The 17,520-nt window shown below is 66.6% G+C and carries 16 protein-coding genes; 12 read left to right on the top strand and 4 right to left on the bottom strand.

Annotation, left to right across the window (positions count from 1 at the left end):
• Positions 1-42: 42 nt before the first annotated feature.
• Positions 43-2,343: a TonB-dependent hemoglobin/transferrin/lactoferrin family receptor gene (locus PA6_RS07990; RefSeq protein WP_021700394.1), complete on the bottom strand. Its 2,301-nt coding sequence runs from the start codon at positions 2,341-2,343 to the stop codon at positions 43-45.
• A 200-nt stretch (positions 2,344-2,543) separates the two neighbouring features.
• On the opposite strand from PA6_RS07990, the gene PA6_RS07985 reads away from it, so the two are divergent.
• The 5 genes from PA6_RS07985 (at position 2,544) to PA6_RS07965 (ending at position 7,277) form a co-directional block, all read left to right on the top strand.
• Positions 2,544-3,611 carry a hemin-degrading factor gene (locus tag PA6_RS07985; protein ID WP_021700393.1) on the top strand — a complete coding sequence of 356 codons (1,068 nt, stop codon included), beginning with the start codon at positions 2,544-2,546 and terminating at the stop codon, positions 3,609-3,611.
• A gap of 1 nt (position 3,612) precedes the next feature.
• Positions 3,613-4,500, top strand: a complete 888-nt coding sequence (locus tag PA6_RS07980; protein WP_021700392.1) for a heme/hemin ABC transporter substrate-binding protein — start codon at positions 3,613-3,615, stop codon at positions 4,498-4,500.
• Complete coding sequence (locus tag PA6_RS07975; protein WP_043216445.1) at positions 4,497-5,534, top strand: FecCD family ABC transporter permease; 1,038 nt, start codon at positions 4,497-4,499, stop codon at positions 5,532-5,534. The genes PA6_RS07980 and PA6_RS07975 overlap by 4 nt, the downstream gene beginning before the upstream one ends.
• Positions 5,534-6,301: a heme ABC transporter ATP-binding protein gene (locus PA6_RS07970; RefSeq protein ID WP_021700390.1), complete on the top strand. Its 768-nt coding sequence runs from the start codon at positions 5,534-5,536 to the stop codon at positions 6,299-6,301. The genes PA6_RS07975 and PA6_RS07970 overlap by 1 nt, the downstream gene beginning before the upstream one ends.
• Before the next feature lie 88 nt (positions 6,302-6,389).
• Entirely contained in the window at positions 6,390-7,277 is an 888-nt protein-coding gene (locus PA6_RS07965) for a ChaN family lipoprotein (protein ID WP_021700389.1), read from the top strand.
• Positions 7,278-7,478: 201 nt separating this feature from the next.
• Here PA6_RS07965 and PA6_RS07960 read toward each other — a convergent pair whose 3' ends face one another.
• Positions 7,479-8,237: an SDR family oxidoreductase gene (locus PA6_RS07960; protein WP_021700388.1), complete on the bottom strand. Its 759-nt coding sequence runs from the start codon at positions 8,235-8,237 to the stop codon at positions 7,479-7,481.
• A 105-nt stretch (positions 8,238-8,342) separates the two neighbouring features.
• Between PA6_RS07960 and PA6_RS07955 the strand changes: the two genes are divergently transcribed.
• The 4 genes from PA6_RS07955 (at position 8,343) to groL (ending at position 11,794) form a co-directional block, all read left to right on the top strand.
• Positions 8,343-9,074 carry a HugZ family pyridoxamine 5'-phosphate oxidase gene (locus PA6_RS07955; protein ID WP_021700387.1) on the top strand — a complete coding sequence of 244 codons (732 nt, stop codon included), beginning with the start codon at positions 8,343-8,345 and terminating at the stop codon, positions 9,072-9,074.
• A 64-nt stretch (positions 9,075-9,138) separates the two neighbouring features.
• Entirely contained in the window at positions 9,139-9,588 is a 450-nt protein-coding gene (locus PA6_RS07950) for an FxsA family protein (RefSeq protein ID WP_021700386.1), read from the top strand.
• A 225-nt stretch (positions 9,589-9,813) separates the two neighbouring features.
• Entirely contained in the window at positions 9,814-10,107 is a 294-nt protein-coding gene (locus PA6_RS07945) for a co-chaperone GroES (RefSeq protein ID WP_021700385.1), read from the top strand.
• A gap of 46 nt (positions 10,108-10,153) precedes the next feature.
• On the top strand, positions 10,154-11,794 hold the full coding sequence (gene groL, locus PA6_RS07940) for a chaperonin GroEL (RefSeq protein WP_021700384.1): 1,641 nt from the start codon (positions 10,154-10,156) through the stop codon (positions 11,792-11,794).
• A gap of 67 nt (positions 11,795-11,861) precedes the next feature.
• Here the strand turns inward: groL and PA6_RS07935 are convergent, their stop codons facing one another.
• Both PA6_RS07935 and PA6_RS07930 read right to left on the bottom strand, forming a co-directional pair.
• Positions 11,862-12,581: a phosphatase PAP2 family protein gene (locus tag PA6_RS07935; protein ID WP_021700383.1), complete on the bottom strand. Its 720-nt coding sequence runs from the start codon at positions 12,579-12,581 to the stop codon at positions 11,862-11,864.
• Complete coding sequence (locus PA6_RS07930) at positions 12,578-14,527, bottom strand: LTA synthase family protein (RefSeq protein ID WP_021700382.1); 1,950 nt, start codon at positions 14,525-14,527, stop codon at positions 12,578-12,580. Before PA6_RS07930 ends, PA6_RS07935 begins: the two co-directional genes overlap by 4 nt.
• 160 nt (positions 14,528-14,687) lie before the next feature.
• Here PA6_RS07930 and PA6_RS07925 point away from each other — a divergent pair, with 160 nt between their 5' ends.
• The 3 genes from PA6_RS07925 (at position 14,688) to PA6_RS07915 (ending at position 17,496) form a co-directional block, all read left to right on the top strand.
• Positions 14,688-15,371 carry a response regulator transcription factor gene (locus tag PA6_RS07925; RefSeq protein WP_021700381.1) on the top strand — a complete coding sequence of 228 codons (684 nt, stop codon included), beginning with the start codon at positions 14,688-14,690 and terminating at the stop codon, positions 15,369-15,371.
• Positions 15,361-16,641 carry a sensor histidine kinase gene (locus tag PA6_RS07920; RefSeq protein ID WP_021700380.1) on the top strand — a complete coding sequence of 427 codons (1,281 nt, stop codon included), beginning with the start codon at positions 15,361-15,363 and terminating at the stop codon, positions 16,639-16,641. Before PA6_RS07925 ends, PA6_RS07920 begins: the two co-directional genes overlap by 11 nt.
• Positions 16,642-16,812: 171 nt before the next feature.
• Positions 16,813-17,496 (top strand): lipopolysaccharide kinase InaA family protein, encoded by a 684-nt coding sequence (locus PA6_RS07915; protein WP_043216456.1) that lies wholly within the window; start codon positions 16,813-16,815, stop codon positions 17,494-17,496.
• Positions 17,497-17,520 lie beyond the last annotated feature (24 nt).

Raw genomic sequence — 17,520 nt, 5'->3', positions numbered from 1 at the left:
CCGCATGGACGTGGGGGCGCGCATCCCTGCGCGAAGTGGAACTCAGTACTGCCAGGAGGCGGAAACGCGGAAGTTGCGGCCGACCTCGCTGTAGTAGTCGTCCGGCTGCGCCAGGGTGCCGGTGGGCACGTTCAGCGCGTTCCAGTATTTCTTGTCGAGGGCGTTGAACAGGCCAGCCTGGAATTTCACGCCTTTCAGCTCTGCGGGCTGCCACCAGCCGGTCATGTCGACCACGCCGTAGCCCGGGGCCTCGAAGTCGCCTGCGTTCTCCACCTTGTCGCGGGCTGCTGCAGCACGCAGCATCAGGTCGGCGCCGTACTGGTCACGCGTATAGCTCAGGCCGAGCAGACTGGTGATCGGCGCCACCGAACTCAGGCGCTGGTTGCTTTCCAGGTCTTCGCCGTTGGCCCAGGCCACGGAACCCCAGAGCTTCCAGTGCGGCACGAACTCCCAGTGCGCGGCCACTTCAGCGCCGTAGATCTGCACGCGGGCGCGGTTTTCAGTGCGGGTCACGCCCATCGGGTAGTCGGCGGCGCTGAGGCCGATGGCGGCCAGTTCGGCGGCGCTCATCGCCACGTCATCGTCGATGAAGTTCTTGTAGTGGTTGTCGAACAGGCTGAGCGAGCCGCCGAGCTTGTCGTTGCCCAGCTGCGCGCCGATCTCGTAGCCGTTGCTTTCCTCCGGCTTGAGGTCGGCGTTGCCCAGGCGCAGGTAGCTGCCTTCGGCGCCGTAGTTCATGTACAGCTGGGTGGCGTCCGGGGCCTTGAAGCCCTGGGCCCACTGGGCATACAGCATGGCTTCGTCGGCCACCTGCCAGGTCGCCAGCAGGCTGGCGGACAGCTTGTGGTCGGTGCTGGTCTGCAGGGTCTGGTCGTTGCTCGGGTTCACGTTGTTGGCGAAGTCGCCGGTGGCTTTCGGGTCCTGCCGGTAGTGGTCGTAGCGCAGGCCCGGGGTGAGCTTGAAGCGGCCATCGGCGAAGGCGATCTCGTCGCTGGCGTAGAGCGCCCACTGGGTGCCTTCGGCCTTGGGCATGTCGGCCTGGTTGGTGTGCAGGAAGTCGCAGGCGGCTGGGCCCATGTACATCGGATGGCTGGGCGAGATACTGAAGCCCGGGCAGTTGTCGTAGCCCTCGGAAACCTGCTCGGTGTTGATCTGGTAGAGCTCGCCGCCCAGGGTCAGCCTGTTCGGCAGGCCGGCGATATCGAGGGTCTTGCCCAGATTGCCGGAGACGCCGTAGAGCTCTTTCTCGATCTGGTTGTCGCGGCCGAAGTTGCCGCTCGGGTACTTGTAGGGGTTGCCCGGCAGGCCGAAGAACAGGAAGTCCGGCACGGCGGCGCGGCTGTCGGCGGCGCGCACGCCGTTCTGCTCGTCGTGGCGGCGCAGCTTCTGCCAGTAGACGATGGCGTTGGCGCTGTCGATCAGGCCCAGGTCGTCCTCGGCCTGGAAGGCGTAGTCGACGGACAGGCGCTGGCGCTTGTTGTGTTCCTCGGTGCTGTTTTCGCCGATCAGGTAGGTGCTGCCCTGGTTGGTGCGGCTGTCGATGTCGTTTTGCCGCTCGAACAGCTCGGCGGTGAAGCCGACCTTGTGGCCGCCGTCGAAGCGCTGCTGCAGTTTGACCAGCAGGCTCTGCTGTTCGGTATCGGCCGGGTTGGCTTTGCTACGACTGGTGCCGTAGCTGTTGGCATCGCCGCCGCTTTCCAGCTCATGGCCCTGGCGCTGGCCGGCCTGCAGCAGCCACGCGGTGTCCTGGTAGCGGCCGGCCAGGGCGCCGTTGAGGCCCCAGCTGTGGTCGGCGCTGTCGTAGTCGCTCTTGACCAGGCTGCCGAAGTCCTTGCCCTCGGACAGCAGGTCTTCCGGGTTGAGGGTGAACAGCTGCACGGCGCCGCCCAGGGCGCCGGAGCCCACCAGGCTGGAGTTGGCGCCGCGCACGATATCCACCGCGGACAGGCCGTTGAAGTCGATCGAGTCCAGGCCGCCCTGGGCACCGCCGGTCGGGCCCTGGCTGCGCGCGCCGTCGGTCAGCCACGGCACGCGGATACCGTCGAGAGTGGTCAGCACGCGGTCGCGGTCCAGGCCGCGGATGTTGATGCTCTCGCTGGTGCGGCTGTAGTTCACGCCGGGCTCTGCGCGCTTGCCGAGGTCGTCGAAGCTGCGGATCTGGCGCTCGTCCAGAGTCTTGGCGTCGGTGCGGGTGGTGGTGGGCAGCTCTTCCTGCACGGCATTGCCGGTGACCAGGGTGGTGTCGAGCGTGGCGCTGTCGGTGCTGGTCTGTGCGAACGCCAGCGATGGGCTGAGCAGCAACAGCGCCAGCCAGGGGCGCATGGCGAAGGGTGGGGTGGACATGACATGACTCCCGCAAATGGCTCTTGGTGGCCGGTGGATTTGGCGGGCAGCACGTTACTGGATTGCTTTCTTCAAATGCAAACAATTCTCAAAAGCATTGGAAAATGATTGTTGTTGGTGTAGCCTGCGTCGACTCGAACGAGCCGCCGTATCCATGGGGGTGGGGGCGTGCTCGCCAAACAGCGCCAAGAGGTAGCACCATGACCATGCCGATCACCCTTTCCAATGCCAGCCATCTTTACCAGGACTGGCAGCGCCTGCGTGCCGCACAACCCGGCCTGCGTGCCCGCGAGGCTGCCGCCCGGCTCGGCGTCAGCGAGGCCGAGCTGACCGCCAGCCGCCTCGGCGTGGATGCCGTGCGCCTGCGCACCGACTGGGCCAAGTTGCTGCCGGCCCTGGGCGAGCTGGGCTACATCATGGCGCTGACGCGTAACGAGCATTGCGTGCACGAGCGCAAGGGCCATTACCGCGAGGTCTCGGTCAGCGCCAACGGCGCCATGGGCCTGGTGGTGTCCGCCGATATCGACCTGCGCCTGTTCATGACCCAGTGGGCCAGCGTGTTCGCCATCGCCGAGCAGACCGAACGCGGCCTGCAGCGCAGCATCCAGGTGTTCGACCGGCAGGGCACGGCCGTGCACAAGGTCTACCTGACCGAGCGAAGCGAAGAGGCGGCCTGGGCGCCGCTGGTCGAGCGTTTCCGTGCCGAGGTGCAGAGCGCCGAGCTGGACCTGCAGCCGCTGCCGGAGGCCAAGGCCCTGCGTGCCGATGCCGAAGTGGATGCCGCCGCCTTGCGCGCCGACTGGGCGCAGCTGCAGGACACCCATCATTTCTTCGCCATGCTCAAGCGCCATGACGTGGCGCGCACCCAGGCCCTGCGCCTTGCAGGTCGCGACTGGGCCGAGCCGCTGGCCACCGCCGAGCTGCCCAAGCTGCTGGAAGAAGCGGGGGCGCGTGAAGTGCCGATCATGGTGTTCGTTGGCAACCCGCACTGCATCCAGATCCACTCCGGCACCGTGAGCAACCTGCGCTGGATGGGCGACTGGTTCAATGTGCTCGACCCCGAGTTCAACCTGCACCTGAAGACGCCGGGCGTGGTCGAGCTGTGGCGTGTGCGCAAGCCCAGCAGCGACGGCGTGATCACCAGCTACGAGGCGTTCGATGCCGCCGGCGAGCTGGTGGTGCAGCTGTTTGGCGCGCGCAAGCCGGGCATCCCGGAGCTGGCCGAATGGCGTGATCTGGCCGAAACCGCCGTTGCTCTGGAGGCCTGATATGCGCCTCGCCAACTGCGTTCTGCTGTGCAGCAGCCTGCTGTTCAGCCATGCCGCTGCGGCCGCCGAGTTGCCGCAGCGCTGGGTCAGCTCGGGTGGCTCCCTCAGCGAGTGGGTGGTGCGCCTCGGGGGTGAGAGCAAGCTGGTCGGCGTCGACACCACCAGCCTGCACCCGCAGTCGCTGCGCCAGTTGCCGAGTGTCGGCTATCAGCGTGCGCTGTCCGCGGAAGGCGTGCTGTCGCTGCGCCCGGATATCCTGATCGGCAGCGAGGAAATGGGCCCGCCGCCGGTGGTGGCGCAGATCGCGGCGGCCGGGGTGCGGGTGGAGAGCCTGTCGGCCAAGCCTGACCTTGCGACCCTGGAACACAATGTCCTGCGCCTGGGCGAGCTGCTGGGCGTGCCCGCGCAGGCGCGCGAACAGATGGCCGCCTACCGCCAACAGCTGCAAGACCAGGCGCAATGGGTAACAGAGGCACAGCGCAGGCAGGCGCCACCGCGGGTGTTGATGCTGCTCGGGCATGCCGGCAGCAACCTCATGGCGGCCGGCCAGGGCAGCCTGGCGGTGTGGCTGATCGAGCAGGCCGGCGGCGAGAGCCCGGTGGCGCATCAGGGCTACAAGGCGCTCTCCAACGAGGCGCTGCTGGCGCTGGACCCGCAGGTGCTGATCGTCGCCGACCGCAGCCTGCACGGCGAGGAGGCGCGCCAGGCGCTGCTCAAGCATAATCCGCTGCTGCAGCAGACCCGTGCGGTGCGCGACGGCCGCCTGCTGGCCCTCGACCCGACCCTGCTGGTTGGTGGCCTGGGACCGCGTCTGCCCGAGGGGCTGGCCGAGCTGTCGGCGGCCTTTTATCCTTCCGCGCAAGCACTGACGGCCGAACTCGACCGATGAACCCTGTTTTCCGACCCCGCCCCTTGCTGCTGGCGCTGGGCGCGCTGCTTCTACTCGCGTTCTGGCTGTCGCTGGCCCTGGGGCCGGTGAGCCTGCCGCTGGGCGATACCCTGCTGGCCGCGCTGCGCCTGCTCGGCGTGCCGGTCGGCGGCGTCGAGCTGCAGCAGGCCGAGCTGATCCTTGGTCAGATCCGCCTGCCGCGCAGCCTGCTCGGGCTTTGCGTGGGCGCGGTGCTGGCCCTGTCCGGCGTGGCCATGCAGGGCCTGTTCCGCAACCCGCTGGCCGACCCCGGCCTGGTCGGCGTGGCCGGCGGTGCGGCGCTGGGGGCGGCCATCGCCATCGTCGGCGGCAGCATGATCGGCGGCCTGCCGCCGGCACTGGCGCCCTACCTGCTATCGATCTGTGCTTTCACTGGAGGCCTGATCGTGACTGCGGTGGTCTACCGCTTCGGCCGCCGCGACGGGCAGACCCATGTCGCCACCATGCTGCTGGCCGGCGTGGCGCTGACCGCCATGTCTGGTGCCGGCGTCGGTCTGTTCACCTACCTGGCTGACGATGCCACCCTGCGCAGCCTGACGTTCTGGAACCTCGGCAGCCTCAACGGTGCCAGCTACCCAAGGCTGTGGCCGCTGCTGCTGGTGACCCTCGGCGTGGCGTTGTGGCTGCCACGCCGCGCCGACGCGCTCAATGCCCTGCTGCTGGGGGAATCGGAGGCCCGCCACCTGGGCTTCAACGTCGAACGGATCAAGCTGGAGCTGGTGCTGTGCACTGCCCTCGGCGTCGGTGCTGCCGTGGCGGCTGCCGGCCTGATCGGTTTCATCGGCCTGGTGGTACCGCACCTGATGCGCCTGCTGGTCGGGCCGGATCATCGGGTGCTGCTGCCGGCTTCCCTGCTAGCCGGAGCCAGCCTGCTGCTGCTGGCTGACCTCGCCGCACGCCTGGTGCTGGCGCCGGCCGAGCTGCCGATCGGCATCATCACGGCGCTGCTCGGCGGGCCCTTCTTCCTTTATCTGCTGGTGCGGGGGCGAGCCTGATGCTGCGTGCCGATAATCTCAGTGTCCGGCGCGGGCCCTGCACCGTGCTGGCCGATATCGACCTGCACCTGCAGCCGGGCCAGGTGCTCGGCGTGCTCGGCCCCAACGGGGCCGGCAAGAGCACGCTGCTCGGTGCCCTGAGTGGCGAGCTGGAGGCCGCCGCCGGCAGCGTGACCCTGGACGGGCGCGCGCTGGGTGCCTGGTCCGGCCAGGAGCGGGCGCGGCGCCTGGCGGTGCTGCCACAGAGTTCGACCCTGAATTTCGCCTTCCCGGTGCTCGACGTGGTCGGCATGGGGCGCCTTCCGCATGCCAGCGGCCGCGTACGCGATGGCGAAATCGTCGAGGCGGCGCTGCGTGCCGCAGACGCCGAGCACCTGCGCGGGCGCAGCTACCTGGCGCTGTCCGGCGGCGAGCGCCAGCGTGTGCACCTGGCGCGGGTGCTGGCACAGCTGTGGCCGGGCGGGGCAGGGCAGGTGCTGCTGCTCGACGAGCCGACTTCGGCCCTCGACCCACTGCACCAGCACACCACCCTGCAGGCCGTGCGCGATTTCGCCAGCCAGGGTGCGGCGGTGCTGGTGATCCTGCACGACCTTAATCTGGCGGCGCGCTACTGTGACCGTATCCTCCTGCTGCAGCGCGGGCGGCCACACGGTTACGGCACGCCGGACGAGGTGCTGCAGGCCGAGCCGCTGCGCCAGGTGTTCGGCCTCGACGTGCTGATCCAGCGCCACCCGGAGCGTGGCCATCCGCTGATCATTGCGCGCTGAGGTAGCCCGGATGCAATCCGGGATGGGCTGCCCCGGATTGCATCCGGGCTACGGCTGATATCAGTAATCGAACCAACGAGGACTCACCATGCGCATCCTGCTGCTCTGCCTCATACCCCTGATGGCTGCCTGCCAATCGCGTGGTGTGCTGCCGCCGCCGGCGCCCATCGCGCCCGAGGGGCGAGACCATGCCCAGCTGGGGCAGATCGTCGAGCTGGCAAGCGGCCAGGTCATCACCCCGCAGCAACTGGTCGAGCGCCTGGCCAAGGCGCCGCGGGTGCTGGTCGGCGAACAGCACGACAACCCCGATCATCACGCCCTGCAGCTGTGGCTGTCGCGCGAACTGGCGGCGCAGCGCGCGCAAGGCAGCCTGCTGCTGGAGATGCTCAACCCCGACCAGCAGGCCAGGGTCGAGCAGGTACAGGCCGAGGTGCGCGCCGGCCGTGCGCCGCGGGATACCATCGCCGCGCTGGCCTGGCAGCCAGGCTGGGACTGGTCGCTGTATGGCGCGCTGGTGCAGTACCAGCTGCGCCAGCCCTATCCGCTGCTGGCGGCCAACCTGGACCGGGCCGAGATCATGCAGATCTATCGGGCGCGTCCGACCTTGCAGGGCACGGCCTCCGCCGCGCCGGCGGTGCAGGAAAAGCTGCAGGCAGACATTCGCGAGTCGCATTGCGGCCTGCTGCCGGACAGCCAGATCCCGGCCATGCTTGCCGTGCAGCAGCAGCGCGACCGACGCATGGCCGAGCGCCTGCTTGCCGCGCCGCAACCGGCCATGCTGCTGGCCGGTGCCTTCCATGTGCGCAAGGACCTCGGCGTGCCGCTGCACCTGGCCGACCTCGGTGCCGGCGAAGGCAACCTGGTGCTGATCCTCGCCGAAGTCGGCAAGCAACCGGCTGCCGACAGCGCCGATTACGTCTGGTACACCGCCGCCAATGCGCCGGAGGATCACTGCGCCAAGTTGCGTAAGAAGTAGCGCTCCTTGGAATGCAAAAAGCCCCGCAATGCGGGGCTTTTTACGGACTGGCGGATCGATCTCGCGAGCTAGAGCCAGGCTAGGCGGAGAAGGGCCGAGGGCGCGGAGTTTACTGAGTGTAAATGAGCAGCCCGACCGGGCTGGCGACCCAGGGCCTTCTCCAACAACGCCTGGCCGACGCGCAGCAGATCGAAACCCAAGTTAAAGGCGCAGGCCGCCGTCGAGCTCCAGGATCCGACCGGTGTAGTAGTCGTTCTCCATGATGTAGGCCACCGAGTGAGCGATCTCGGCCGGCTTGCCCATGCGGCGCAGCGGGATGCCGGAGGTCATCTTCTCCAGAGCTTCCGGCTTCATGCTGCCGGTCATCTCGGTTTCGATGAAGCCCGGTGCCACGCCCGCTACGCGGATGCCGTAGCGCGCCAGCTCCTTGGCCCACACCACGGTGTCGGCAGCAACGCCGGCCTTGGCCGCGGAGTAGTTGGCCTGGCCCATGTTGCCGGCGCGGGAGATCGAGGAGATGTTGACGATGGCGCCAGTGTTCTTCAGCTCGATCATCTTGGCGGCCACTTCGCGGGTGCAGAGGAACACGCCGGTCAGGTTGACGTCGATCACCGACTGCCACTGGGCCAGGCTCATCTTGGTCATCTCGCCATCCTTGATCTTGATGGTCAGACCATCGCGCAGGATGCCGGCGTTGTTGACCAGGCCGTTGATGGCGCCGAAGTCCTCGGCCACCTGGGCGACCATGTGGGTCACCTGCTCTTCGTTGGCCACGTTGCACAGGTAGGCGCGGGCGTCGCCACCGGCGGCCTTGCAGGCGGCAACGGCGTCGTCGAGTTTCTCCTGGTTGAGGTCGACCAGGGCCAGCTTGGCGCCCTTGGCGGCGAGGTATTCGCCCATGGCCCGGCCCAGGCCCTGACAGCCGCCGGTGATGATGATGACTTTGTCTTTGAGTTCCATAACACTACCCCTCAAATGGTCTAGCAGGTGGCCTCGCCAGCGTTTCGGTGATTACGAACGCCTGTTCGTCTTGTTTTCGACGAATTCTCTGCGAGGAGTCATAAATTGAGCGAAAACGCCGCCAAGAATGCCCGAGAATTGCTGCTCAAGGAATACCGCGGGGTGCTTTCCACCCACTCCAAGAGCATGCCGGGCTTTCCTTTCGGATCAGTGGTGCCCTACTGCCTGGATGCGCAGGGGCGGCCGCTGATCCTGATCAGCCGCATCGCCCAGCACACCCACAATCTGCAGCGCGATGGCAAATGTTCGCTGCTGGTCGGCGAGCGTGGCGCCGAGGATGTGCAGGCCGCCGGACGCCTGACCCTGCTGGCCGAGGCGCGCCAGCTGGTCGAACCCTCCGCCATCGAGGCGGCTGCCGAGCGCTACTACCGCTATTTTCCCGACTCGCGCGACTACCACAGCGCCCATGACTTCGATTTCTGGGTGCTGCAGCCGGTGCGCTGGCGCTTCATCGGTGGCTTTGGCGCGATCCACTGGCTGCAGGACGTCGAGCTGGCCAATCCGCACGCCGGCGACGCCGAGCGCGGCATGCTCGAGCACATGAACGCCGATCACGCCGCCGCGATCGCCCACTACGTACAACTGGCCGGGCTGCCCACGCATACGCCGGCCCAACTGGTCGGCATCGACAGCGAAGGTTTCCACCTGCGCATCGGCAAGGGTCTGCACTGGCTGGCCTTTCCAACATCCTGTAACAACCCTGGCGCGGTGCGCCAGGCCCTGGTTTTGCTGGCTCGGGCCGAGGCCTGGCCGACCGCCGGGCAGGTCTCAGCTTGAATTAAGCCGCCGGCCCCATACTTCATTCCCATCGGAAGCCGTTCTTCCGCCAAGGACCCTCGCGATGCGCGCTTTTCTGTTTCTGTTCCTGCTGTTCCCCATCCTCGAACTGGCCGTGCTGATCCAGGTCGGCAGCGCCATCGGCGTGCTGCCCACCCTGTTGCTGGTGATCGGTACCGCCATCCTCGGCAGCGTGCTGCTGCGCGTGGCCGGTGTGGCCACGGCCTGGCGTGCCCGCGAGAAGCTGGCGCGTGGCGAGATGCCCGAGCAGGAGATGTTCGAGGGCCTGCTGATTGCCGTCGGTGGCGGCCTGCTGCTGTTGCCGGGCTTCATCAGTGATGTGTTCGGCCTGCTCTGCCTGATTCCCTTCACCCGCCGCCTGATGATCGGCCGGCTGCAGCGCCGTGCCCAGGAGCAGGCGCTGCGTCAGCGTGCGTTCTTCGATGACCCGGCCGCGCGCAGCGGCCAGACCCAGCCGCAGGTCATCGAAGGCGAGTACCAGCGCCGCGATTGAGCGCCGCTGCACGCCGGGGCGGTGCTGAGGCAGAAAAATTTTCACCCGCCGCCCTTGAAATGCCCTTGAGCGCCCCTATCTAGCTTTCACCGCAAGGTTTCCACCGCTGGTGGAACAGACTTCCGCGGCTCGCCACCGGCGTGCCGCGCCCGGCCCCAAGCCGGTTTTGCCTAACCCGCCGGCGCATTCGCCGGCCAGTGAAACCACTATCAGGAGAGATCGACAATGAAGCTTCGTCCTCTGCATGACCGCGTCGTCATCCGTCGCAGCGAAGAAGAGACCAAAACCGCTGGCGGCATCGTGCTGCCGGGTTCGGCCGCCGAGAAGCCGAACCAGGGTGAAGTCGTCGCCGTCGGTACCGGCAAAGTCCTGGACAACGGCGAAGTTCGCCCGCTGGCCGTCAAGGTCGGTGACAAGGTGGTGTTCGGCCCGTACAGCGGCAGCAACACCGTCAAGGTCGACGGCGAAGACCTGCTGGTGATGGGCGAGCACGAAATCCTCGCCGTCATCGAAGCCTGATCCGACGCATCTCCGTCTTAACGTACAGAATTGAGGAACAAGCAAAATGGCTGCTAAAGAAGTCAAATTCGGCGATTCCGCTCGCAAGAAAATGCTGGTTGGCGTCAACGTCCTGGCCGACGCCGTCAAAGCCACCCTCGGCCCGAAAGGCCGCAATGTGGTCTTGGATCGCAGCTTCGGTGCTCCGCTGATCACCAAGGACGGTGTGTCCGTGGCCAAGGAAATCGAGCTGAAAGACAAGTTCGAGAACATGGGCGCCCAGCTGGTCAAGGACGTTGCGTCCAAGGCCAACGACGCTGCCGGTGACGGCACCACCACCGCCACCGTACTGGCCCAGGCCATCGTCAACGAAGGCCTGAAGTCGGTTGCTGCCGGCATGAACCCGATGGACCTGAAGCGCGGCATCGACAAGGCCACCGCGGCCATCGTTGCCCAGCTGAAAGACCTGGCCAAGCCGTGCACCGACACCAAGGCCATCGCCCAGGTCGGCACCATCTCCGCCAACTCCGACAACTCCATCGGCGACATCATCGCCGAAGCCATGGAGAAAGTTGGCAAGGAAGGCGTGATCACCGTTGAAGAAGGCTCCGGCCTAGAAAACGAACTGTCCGTCGTGGAAGGCATGCAGTTCGACCGTGGCTACCTGTCGCCGTACTTCATCAACAAGCCGGACACCATGGTGGCCGAGCTGGAAGGCCCGCTGCTGCTGCTGGTCGACAAGAAGATCTCCAACATCCGCGAACTGCTGCCGGTGCTGGAAGCCGTGGCCAAGTCCGGCCGTCCGCTGCTGATCGTAGCCGAGGACGTCGAAGGCGAAGCCCTGGCCACCCTGGTGGTCAACAACATGCGCGGCATCGTCAAAGTGGCTGCCGTCAAGGCTCCGGGCTTCGGCGACCGCCGCAAGGCCATGCTGCAGGACATCGCCATCCTGACCGGCGGTACCGTGATTTCCGAGGAAGTCGGCCTGTCGCTGGAAGGCGCCACTCTGGAGCACCTGGGTAACGCCAAGCGCGTTGTGCTGAACAAGGAAAACACCACCATCATCGACGGTGCCGGCGCTCAGGCCGACATCGAAGCCCGCGTGGCGCAGATCCGCAAGCAGGTTGAAGAAACCTCTTCCGACTACGACAAAGAGAAGCTGCAAGAGCGTCTGGCCAAGCTGGCCGGCGGTGTTGCCGTGATCAAGGTCGGCGCTGCCACCGAAGTCGAGATGAAAGAGAAGAAGGCCCGTGTCGAAGACGCCCTGCACGCTACCCGTGCTGCCGTCGAAGAAGGCGTGGTACCTGGCGGCGGCGTGGCTCTGGTACGTGCCCTGCAGGCCATCGAAGGTCTGAAAGGCGACAACGAAGACCAGAACGTCGGTATCGCCCTGCTGCGTCGCGCTGTTGAAGCGCCGCTGCGCCAGATCGTCTCCAACGCCGGCGGCGAGCCGAGCGTAGTGGTCGACAAGGTGAAGAACGGTTCCGGCAACTTCGGCTTCAACGCCGCCACCGACACCTACGGCGACATGATCGAGATGGGCATCCTGGACCCGGCCAAGGTCACCCGTTCCGCCCTGCAGGCTGCGGCCTCCATCGGCGGTCTGATGATCACTACCGAAGCCATGGTCGCCGACATCGTCGAAGACAAAGCCGCTCCGGCCATGCCGGACATGGGCGGCATGGGTGGCATGGGCGGCATGATGTAAGCCGACCTGCTCCCTGAGCTGTCATGAAAAAGCCCCGCCTGGTGCGGGGCTTTTTCTTGCCTGCGATTCAGGCCCTGGCCGCTGCCGGCAGGGGCAGTGCCGCGCGTTGCGGGCGATACAGCATGGCGTCGTACAGGCCCAGGCAGATCAGCCAGCAGAGCAGGGCGGTCCACAGGTTGTGCGAGAGAAAGTGCGCGCCCTGGGCGATGCGCACCAGGGAGAACAGCGAGCCAAGCGTCAGGGCTGCGATCAGTGCGGCCCTGGCGCTGCGCGGGTGGCTGTTGCGCAGGGCGAAGAACAGGGCGAACAGGGCAAAGCCGGCGGCGGCATGGCCGCCAGGCCAGCAGTTACCCGGTTTCTCCACCGGCTCGGCACGCGGGCCGAGCAGCGGTGAGAAATGCTCCACGCCGCCGTACTGCTGCAGGCTCCACGGGCAGTGCATCTGGCTGACCTTCTTCAGTGGCGTGACGAAGCTGGTGGACAGAGCCATGGCCAGCACCAGATAACCCAGGGTGCGGCGCAGTGGGCGCAGGCGCGTCGGCAGCAGGCTGAGCAGGAAGCCGGCGATGGCCAGCACGCCGATGACGATCACCAGCTGCTTGGCGCGGTCATGCAGCACGTCCTCGAGAAAGTCGTTGCGGCGCCCGATGAAGCCCTGGCCCTGAACAAAGAACAGATCGGAGAAGGCGAAGTCCAGGGCGCTGGGCTCGAACGCCAGCATCAGTGCGAGCAGGGCCAGCGGCAGGCCGTACCACCAGCGGCGGTCGAAGTGTGGCGAGGTGTTCATTGCTGGCCCACCTGCAGTTCCGTACGTTGTGTGCCTTTCCAGGCCAGCAGCCCGTGCTGGAAGCCATGGCTGGCGGCCTGGTAGTAGGCGATATCGCGCTGCAGTAGCGGGTCGTGGCTATCCACCCGATATTCCTGGCTGGCGCCCAGCGCATCATCGTGACGGCGCATGTGCTGGCGCGGGCTGAGAATGGCCAGATCATGCCCGTCGAACAGGCCGAGGTGCTGGTAGTTGCCGAGCACCACGCGCGGCGGGTTGCTGCTGGGCTTGAGCAGATCGCGGCCGAAAAAGGTGGACTCGTAGTCCAGGTTGAGCAGCCCCAGCAGGGTCGGTGCCAGGTCGATCTGACTGGCCAGCTGGCCGTCCTGGCGCGGCGGCAGCCACTTCGGCGCGTGGATGAACAGCGGAATGTGGTAGTTGGCGACCGGTAGGTCCTCCGTCCCGGCGCTACCGGCGCAGTGGTCGGCCACGAAGACGAACAGGGTGTCGGCGAACCAGGGTTTGTTCCTGGCCTGTTCGAGGAAGCGGCCGATGGCCCAGTCGGTGTATTTGACCGCGCCCTCGCGGCCGTCGCCCGAGGGGATATCGATACGACCGTCCGGATAGCTGTAGGGGCGGTGGTTGGAAGTGGTCATCAGCTGCAGGAAGAAGGGCTTGCCGGCGGCGTGGTCGCTATCGGCGACCTTCATGGCCTGGGCATACAGGTCCTCGTCGGCCATACCCCAGGCATTCTTGAAGTGGATGTCCGCCTCGTCGACGCTGCTCTGGTCCACCACACGGTAGCCGTTGCCGCTGAAGAAGGCGTTCATGTTGTCGAAATAGCCGCGGCCGCCATAGACGAACACGCTGTCATAGCCCTGCGCGCTGAGTTGCTGGCCGAGGCTGGCATAGCCGCTCTCACGGCCGATGCGCTTCACCACGGAGCGTCCGGGCGTTGGCGGAATCGCCAGGGTGATGGCCTCCAGGCCGCGGTCGGTGCGGGTGCCGGTGGCATAGAAGTTGTTGAAGAACAGGCTCTGCTGGCGCAGGGCATCGAGGTTCGGTGTCAGGCCGCGCGGGTCGCCGAAACTGCCCAGGTACTTGGCCGACAGGCTCTCGATGGTCACCAGCACCACATTCAGTTTGCGCGGCATGCCGGGGTTGTCGATCTGGCGGCGTATGTCCAGCGGGTCGCTGCCGGTGAAGGTTGCGGTCGGCTCGTTCAGCTCCTGGCGCAGGATCGGCGCGATCTGGCTGTCCGGCAGGGTGGAGTAGAACTGGCGGTAATCCAGCTCGTTGTTACGAAACGCGGCGAAGAACTGATACGGACCGTTGCTCGCCAGCTCGTGGCGGTAGGCATTGCCGCCGAGGCCGCGCGGGCTGTCCTGGTCGAGCAGGAACAGGCTCAGCCCCGCCATCAGCAGCAGGCCGGCGATGCCCAGGCCGCGGTCGCGCCCACTGGGCAGCGGCGCCAGCAGCGCCTTGCTCAGCGGCGCGCGCAGGGCCAGCGCCAGGAGCGCGGCAAGCACCCCGAGGCCGCTCAGCAGCAGGCCCAGGGGATAGGATTCGAGCAAGTTGTTCAGCACCTCGTCGGAGTACACCAGGTAATCCACGGCGATGAAGTTGAAGCGCACGCCGAACTCGTCCCAGAACAGCCATTCGGCCGTGGCCACGAACAGCATGGCGAAGAGACTCGTGAGCAGCAGCAGGCCGAGCATCAGCCGGTGCCCACGGCGTTGCCACAGGGACGGCGGGCACAGCAGCAGGTAGAGGCCCAGTGGCAGTGCCGCGTAGGCGAGAAAGCCGAGGTCGTAGAGCAGGCCGACGATGAACACGGATGGCGCGAAACCGCCGGCCTCCTGCCAGTGGCTGACCAGCAGCAGGCCGCGAGTGGCGAGGAAAATCGCCAGCCAGCAGGCCAGCAACAGGGACAGGTAGCGCAGGGGCGCGGTGCGAAGCAGGTGCATGCTAGTTTCCATGGCAGCGGAGATGCGCGGCAGTTTCCGCGGCGGTGCGTCGCAGGACGGTGAAAACCATGTGAAAAAGCCGTCAATTCACGGAACCTGGCGCCAGGCTGGGATATCGTTGCGCCACTTTCAGCGGCCAAGGGCCGAACAGGAGTTTTTCATGCGCATCCTCCTGGTCGAGGACAATCGCGACATCCTGGCCAACATGGCCGACTACCTGCAGATCAAGGGCTACACGGTGGATTGCGCCCAGGACGGGCTGGCCGGCCTGCGCCTGGCCAGCAGCGAGCACTACGACCTGCTGGTGCTGGACATCATGCTGCCGGGTATCGACGGCTACACCCTGTGTCGGCGCCTGCGCGAGGACGCGCGCCGCGATACGCCGGTGATCATGCTCACCGCCCGCGATCAGCTGGATGACCGCCTGCAGGGATTCCAGGCCGGCGCCGACGATTATCTGGTCAAGCCGTTCGCCCTCTCCGAACTGGCCGCGCGCATCGAGGCGGTGCTGCGCCGCAGCCTGGGCGGCGGCAAGCGCCTGCTGCAGGTGGGCGACCTGAGCTACGACCTCGACACCCTGGAGATCGTCCGTGGCGGCAAGCCGCTCAAGCTCAACCCGGTGGGGCTCAAGCTGCTCGCCCTGCTGATGCAGAAGAGCCCGCACGTGGTGCGGCGCGAGGTCCTGGAGGAAGCGCTGTGGGGCGACGACTGCCCGGACAGTGACAGCCTGCGCAGCCATGTGCACCAGTTGCGTCAGGTGATCGACAAACCCTTCGGCCAGCCGCTGCTGCACACGGTGCATGGCGTCGGCTACCGGCTGGCGGAGCGGGTCGATGGCGTTTAACCACGGTCTGTCCAGGCAAAGCCTGTCGCGGCGCATCGTCATCGCCTTCGTACTGATGACCCTGCTGGTTGGCGGTACGTTCTCTGTTGGCATCGTCGAGACAGTGCATCAGGTCGAGGAACGGCTGATTTCCAGCGAGCTGGGTGGCGACCTCGGGCGCTTCCTGCAGATGGAAAGCCTGTCCGACTGGCGCCATGAGCCGGAGCCCGGGCAACTGTTCTATTTCAGCGGAGGCCTTGGTGATTTCGCCCTGCCGGCGGATCTGCAGGAGCTGTCACCGGGCTTCCATGAAGTCTTTCGCGAGGACAAGTCGTTTCACGGTTTCGTCCAGCTGGTCGATGGCCGGCGCTATGTGCTGTTGCAGGACCAGAGCGAATTCGAGGATCGCGAGCAGCTGCTGTTCGCCGTGGTCCTGGTGGGCTTCCTGATCAGCCTGGCGCTGTCCGGCCTGCTCGGCTGGCTGCTGGCGCGCAAGGTGATCGAGCCGGTGGTGCGCCTGTCGCGCCAGGTGCGTCAGCCGGATCAGCTGCTCGACGAGGCGCCACAATTGGCGCGTGACTATGCCGGCGACGAGGTGGGCCAGCTGGCCGCTTCCTTCGACACCACGCTGGGCCTGCTGCGTCGCGCCTTGATGCGCGAGCGGCTGTTCACCAGCGATGTCAGCCATGAGCTGCGCACGCCGCTGATGGTGCTGGCCAGTTCCTGTGAGCTGCTGCTGGAAAGCCCGGGCCTGGACGAGCGCGGGCGTGACCGGGTGCGGCGCATGGCCGCCGCCACCGAGGAAATGCGCGGTCTGGTGCAGACCTTCCTGCTGCTGGCGCGCTCGCGCCAGGACGACGGCGGCGTCACTCAGTCCAGTGTGCGCGAGGTGGCCGATGCGCTGGTCGAGCAGTGGCGCCCCGCCATCGAGGCCAAGGGGCTGCGCTTCGAGTACCGGCCGCAGCACGCCGGCAACGGCCAGTACAACGGCCCGCTGCTGCGTTCGGTGATGGGCAACCTGCTGCGCAACGCCTGGCACTACACCGAACAGGGACGCATCGTGCTGTGCCTGGGCGAGCATGGCTTCCTGGTCGAGGACAGCGGCGTGGGCATTCCCGCCGCCGAGCGCGAGGCGATGTTCCAGCCCTTCGTACGCGGCGGCTCGGCGCGCGGCGAGGGCCTCGGCCTGGGGTTGTCGCTGGTGCAGCGGATCTGCGAGAGCCAGGGCTGGAGCGTCGAGTTGTCTGACGCGGAGCCGAGCGGGTGTCGCTTTCTGGTCAACCTGGCATGAGCCCATCCTGGCGCATGGGTCAGGTCGGTACGCCACTTGCAAAGTCGACGCAGTTTTCGGCAAAAGCCCTGGATTTGCGCTTCATATCCAGGCATTTGCCTTCATTCTGTTACCTGTTGTTACCCCTGTAGAGGCGGTTTGGGTAGATATTCCGGGGAGTCGAGATTGTCCGTGTTCGCGTTTTCAGGTGGCTTGAGCCAGTTCGAGCAATGGTGGCAACTGCAGGGGGAATGGGTCGAAGAGCCCAACCAGCGCAGGGGCGGGGAAAGCGGCGTGCAGCGCCTGCAGGTTGACCAGGGGCAGCTGCTCTATGCCAAGCGCCAGGTCGGACATCTTTGCCGCAGCCTCAGTCACCCGTTCGGCCGGCCCACCGTGCTGCGCGAGCGCGATGCCCTGCTGGGGCTGAGTCGCCTGGGTATCCGCGTGCCGCGCCTGGTCTATTGCGGCGCCAGTCGCCAGGCCGGGCAGGGCTGGCGGGGACTGCTGGTCAGCGAGGCGCTGGACGGCTTCAGCGATATCGAGAGCTGGTATGCCGCTGGTGGTCGTGAACGTGCGGGGCAGCAGCACGACGCATTACTGCAACAAATAGGTGCGACCCTGGCGCGCATGCATCAGGGGCGCTGGCAGCATGGCTGCCTGTACGCCAAGCACGTGTTCGTGAAAGTGGCGAGCGACGGTGTGGAGGTGGCCCTGCTCGACCTGGAGAAGAGCCGCCGGCGTCTCAGCCGCCAGCGTGCGGCGCGGCATGACCTGCGGCAGTTGCGGCGCCACTCGCCCTGGAACGACGGCGACTGGCAGTTGCTGTTGCAGGGTTACCGCCAGCAGTGGGGCAGGGAATTGCCGCCGCTGGGCTGAGGAACTTCGCGCTCGCGCGGCGCT

Origin of the sequence: Aquipseudomonas alcaligenes NBRC 14159 (assembly GCF_000467105.1) — a bacterium.
GTDB classification, from domain to species: Bacteria; Pseudomonadota; Gammaproteobacteria; order Pseudomonadales; family Pseudomonadaceae; genus Aquipseudomonas; species Aquipseudomonas alcaligenes.
This window is presented reverse-complemented; position numbering and strand designations above follow the sequence as displayed.

Coding starts and splice junctions, on each gene's coding strand:
- PA6_RS07990 (WP_021700394.1), bottom strand. CDS start 2,343: ATGTCCACCCCACCCTTCGCCATGCGCCCCTGGCTGGCGCTGTTGCTG.
- PA6_RS07985 (WP_021700393.1), top strand. CDS start 2,544: ATGACCATGCCGATCACCCTTTCCAATGCCAGCCATCTTTACCAGGAC.
- PA6_RS07980 (WP_021700392.1), top strand. CDS start 3,613: ATGCGCCTCGCCAACTGCGTTCTGCTGTGCAGCAGCCTGCTGTTCAGC.
- PA6_RS07975 (WP_043216445.1), top strand. CDS start 4,497: ATGAACCCTGTTTTCCGACCCCGCCCCTTGCTGCTGGCGCTGGGCGCG.
- PA6_RS07970 (WP_021700390.1), top strand. CDS start 5,534: ATGCTGCGTGCCGATAATCTCAGTGTCCGGCGCGGGCCCTGCACCGTG.
- PA6_RS07965 (WP_021700389.1), top strand. CDS start 6,390: ATGCGCATCCTGCTGCTCTGCCTCATACCCCTGATGGCTGCCTGCCAA.
- PA6_RS07960 (WP_021700388.1), bottom strand. CDS start 8,237: ATGGAACTCAAAGACAAAGTCATCATCATCACCGGCGGCTGTCAGGGC.
- PA6_RS07950 (WP_021700386.1), top strand. CDS start 9,139: ATGCGCGCTTTTCTGTTTCTGTTCCTGCTGTTCCCCATCCTCGAACTG.
- PA6_RS07945 (WP_021700385.1), top strand. CDS start 9,814: ATGAAGCTTCGTCCTCTGCATGACCGCGTCGTCATCCGTCGCAGCGAA.
- groL (WP_021700384.1), top strand. CDS start 10,154: ATGGCTGCTAAAGAAGTCAAATTCGGCGATTCCGCTCGCAAGAAAATG.
- PA6_RS07935 (WP_021700383.1), bottom strand. CDS start 12,581: ATGAACACCTCGCCACACTTCGACCGCCGCTGGTGGTACGGCCTGCCG.
- PA6_RS07930 (WP_021700382.1), bottom strand. CDS start 14,527: ATGCACCTGCTTCGCACCGCGCCCCTGCGCTACCTGTCCCTGTTGCTG.
- PA6_RS07925 (WP_021700381.1), top strand. CDS start 14,688: ATGCGCATCCTCCTGGTCGAGGACAATCGCGACATCCTGGCCAACATG.
- PA6_RS07920 (WP_021700380.1), top strand. CDS start 15,361: ATGGCGTTTAACCACGGTCTGTCCAGGCAAAGCCTGTCGCGGCGCATC.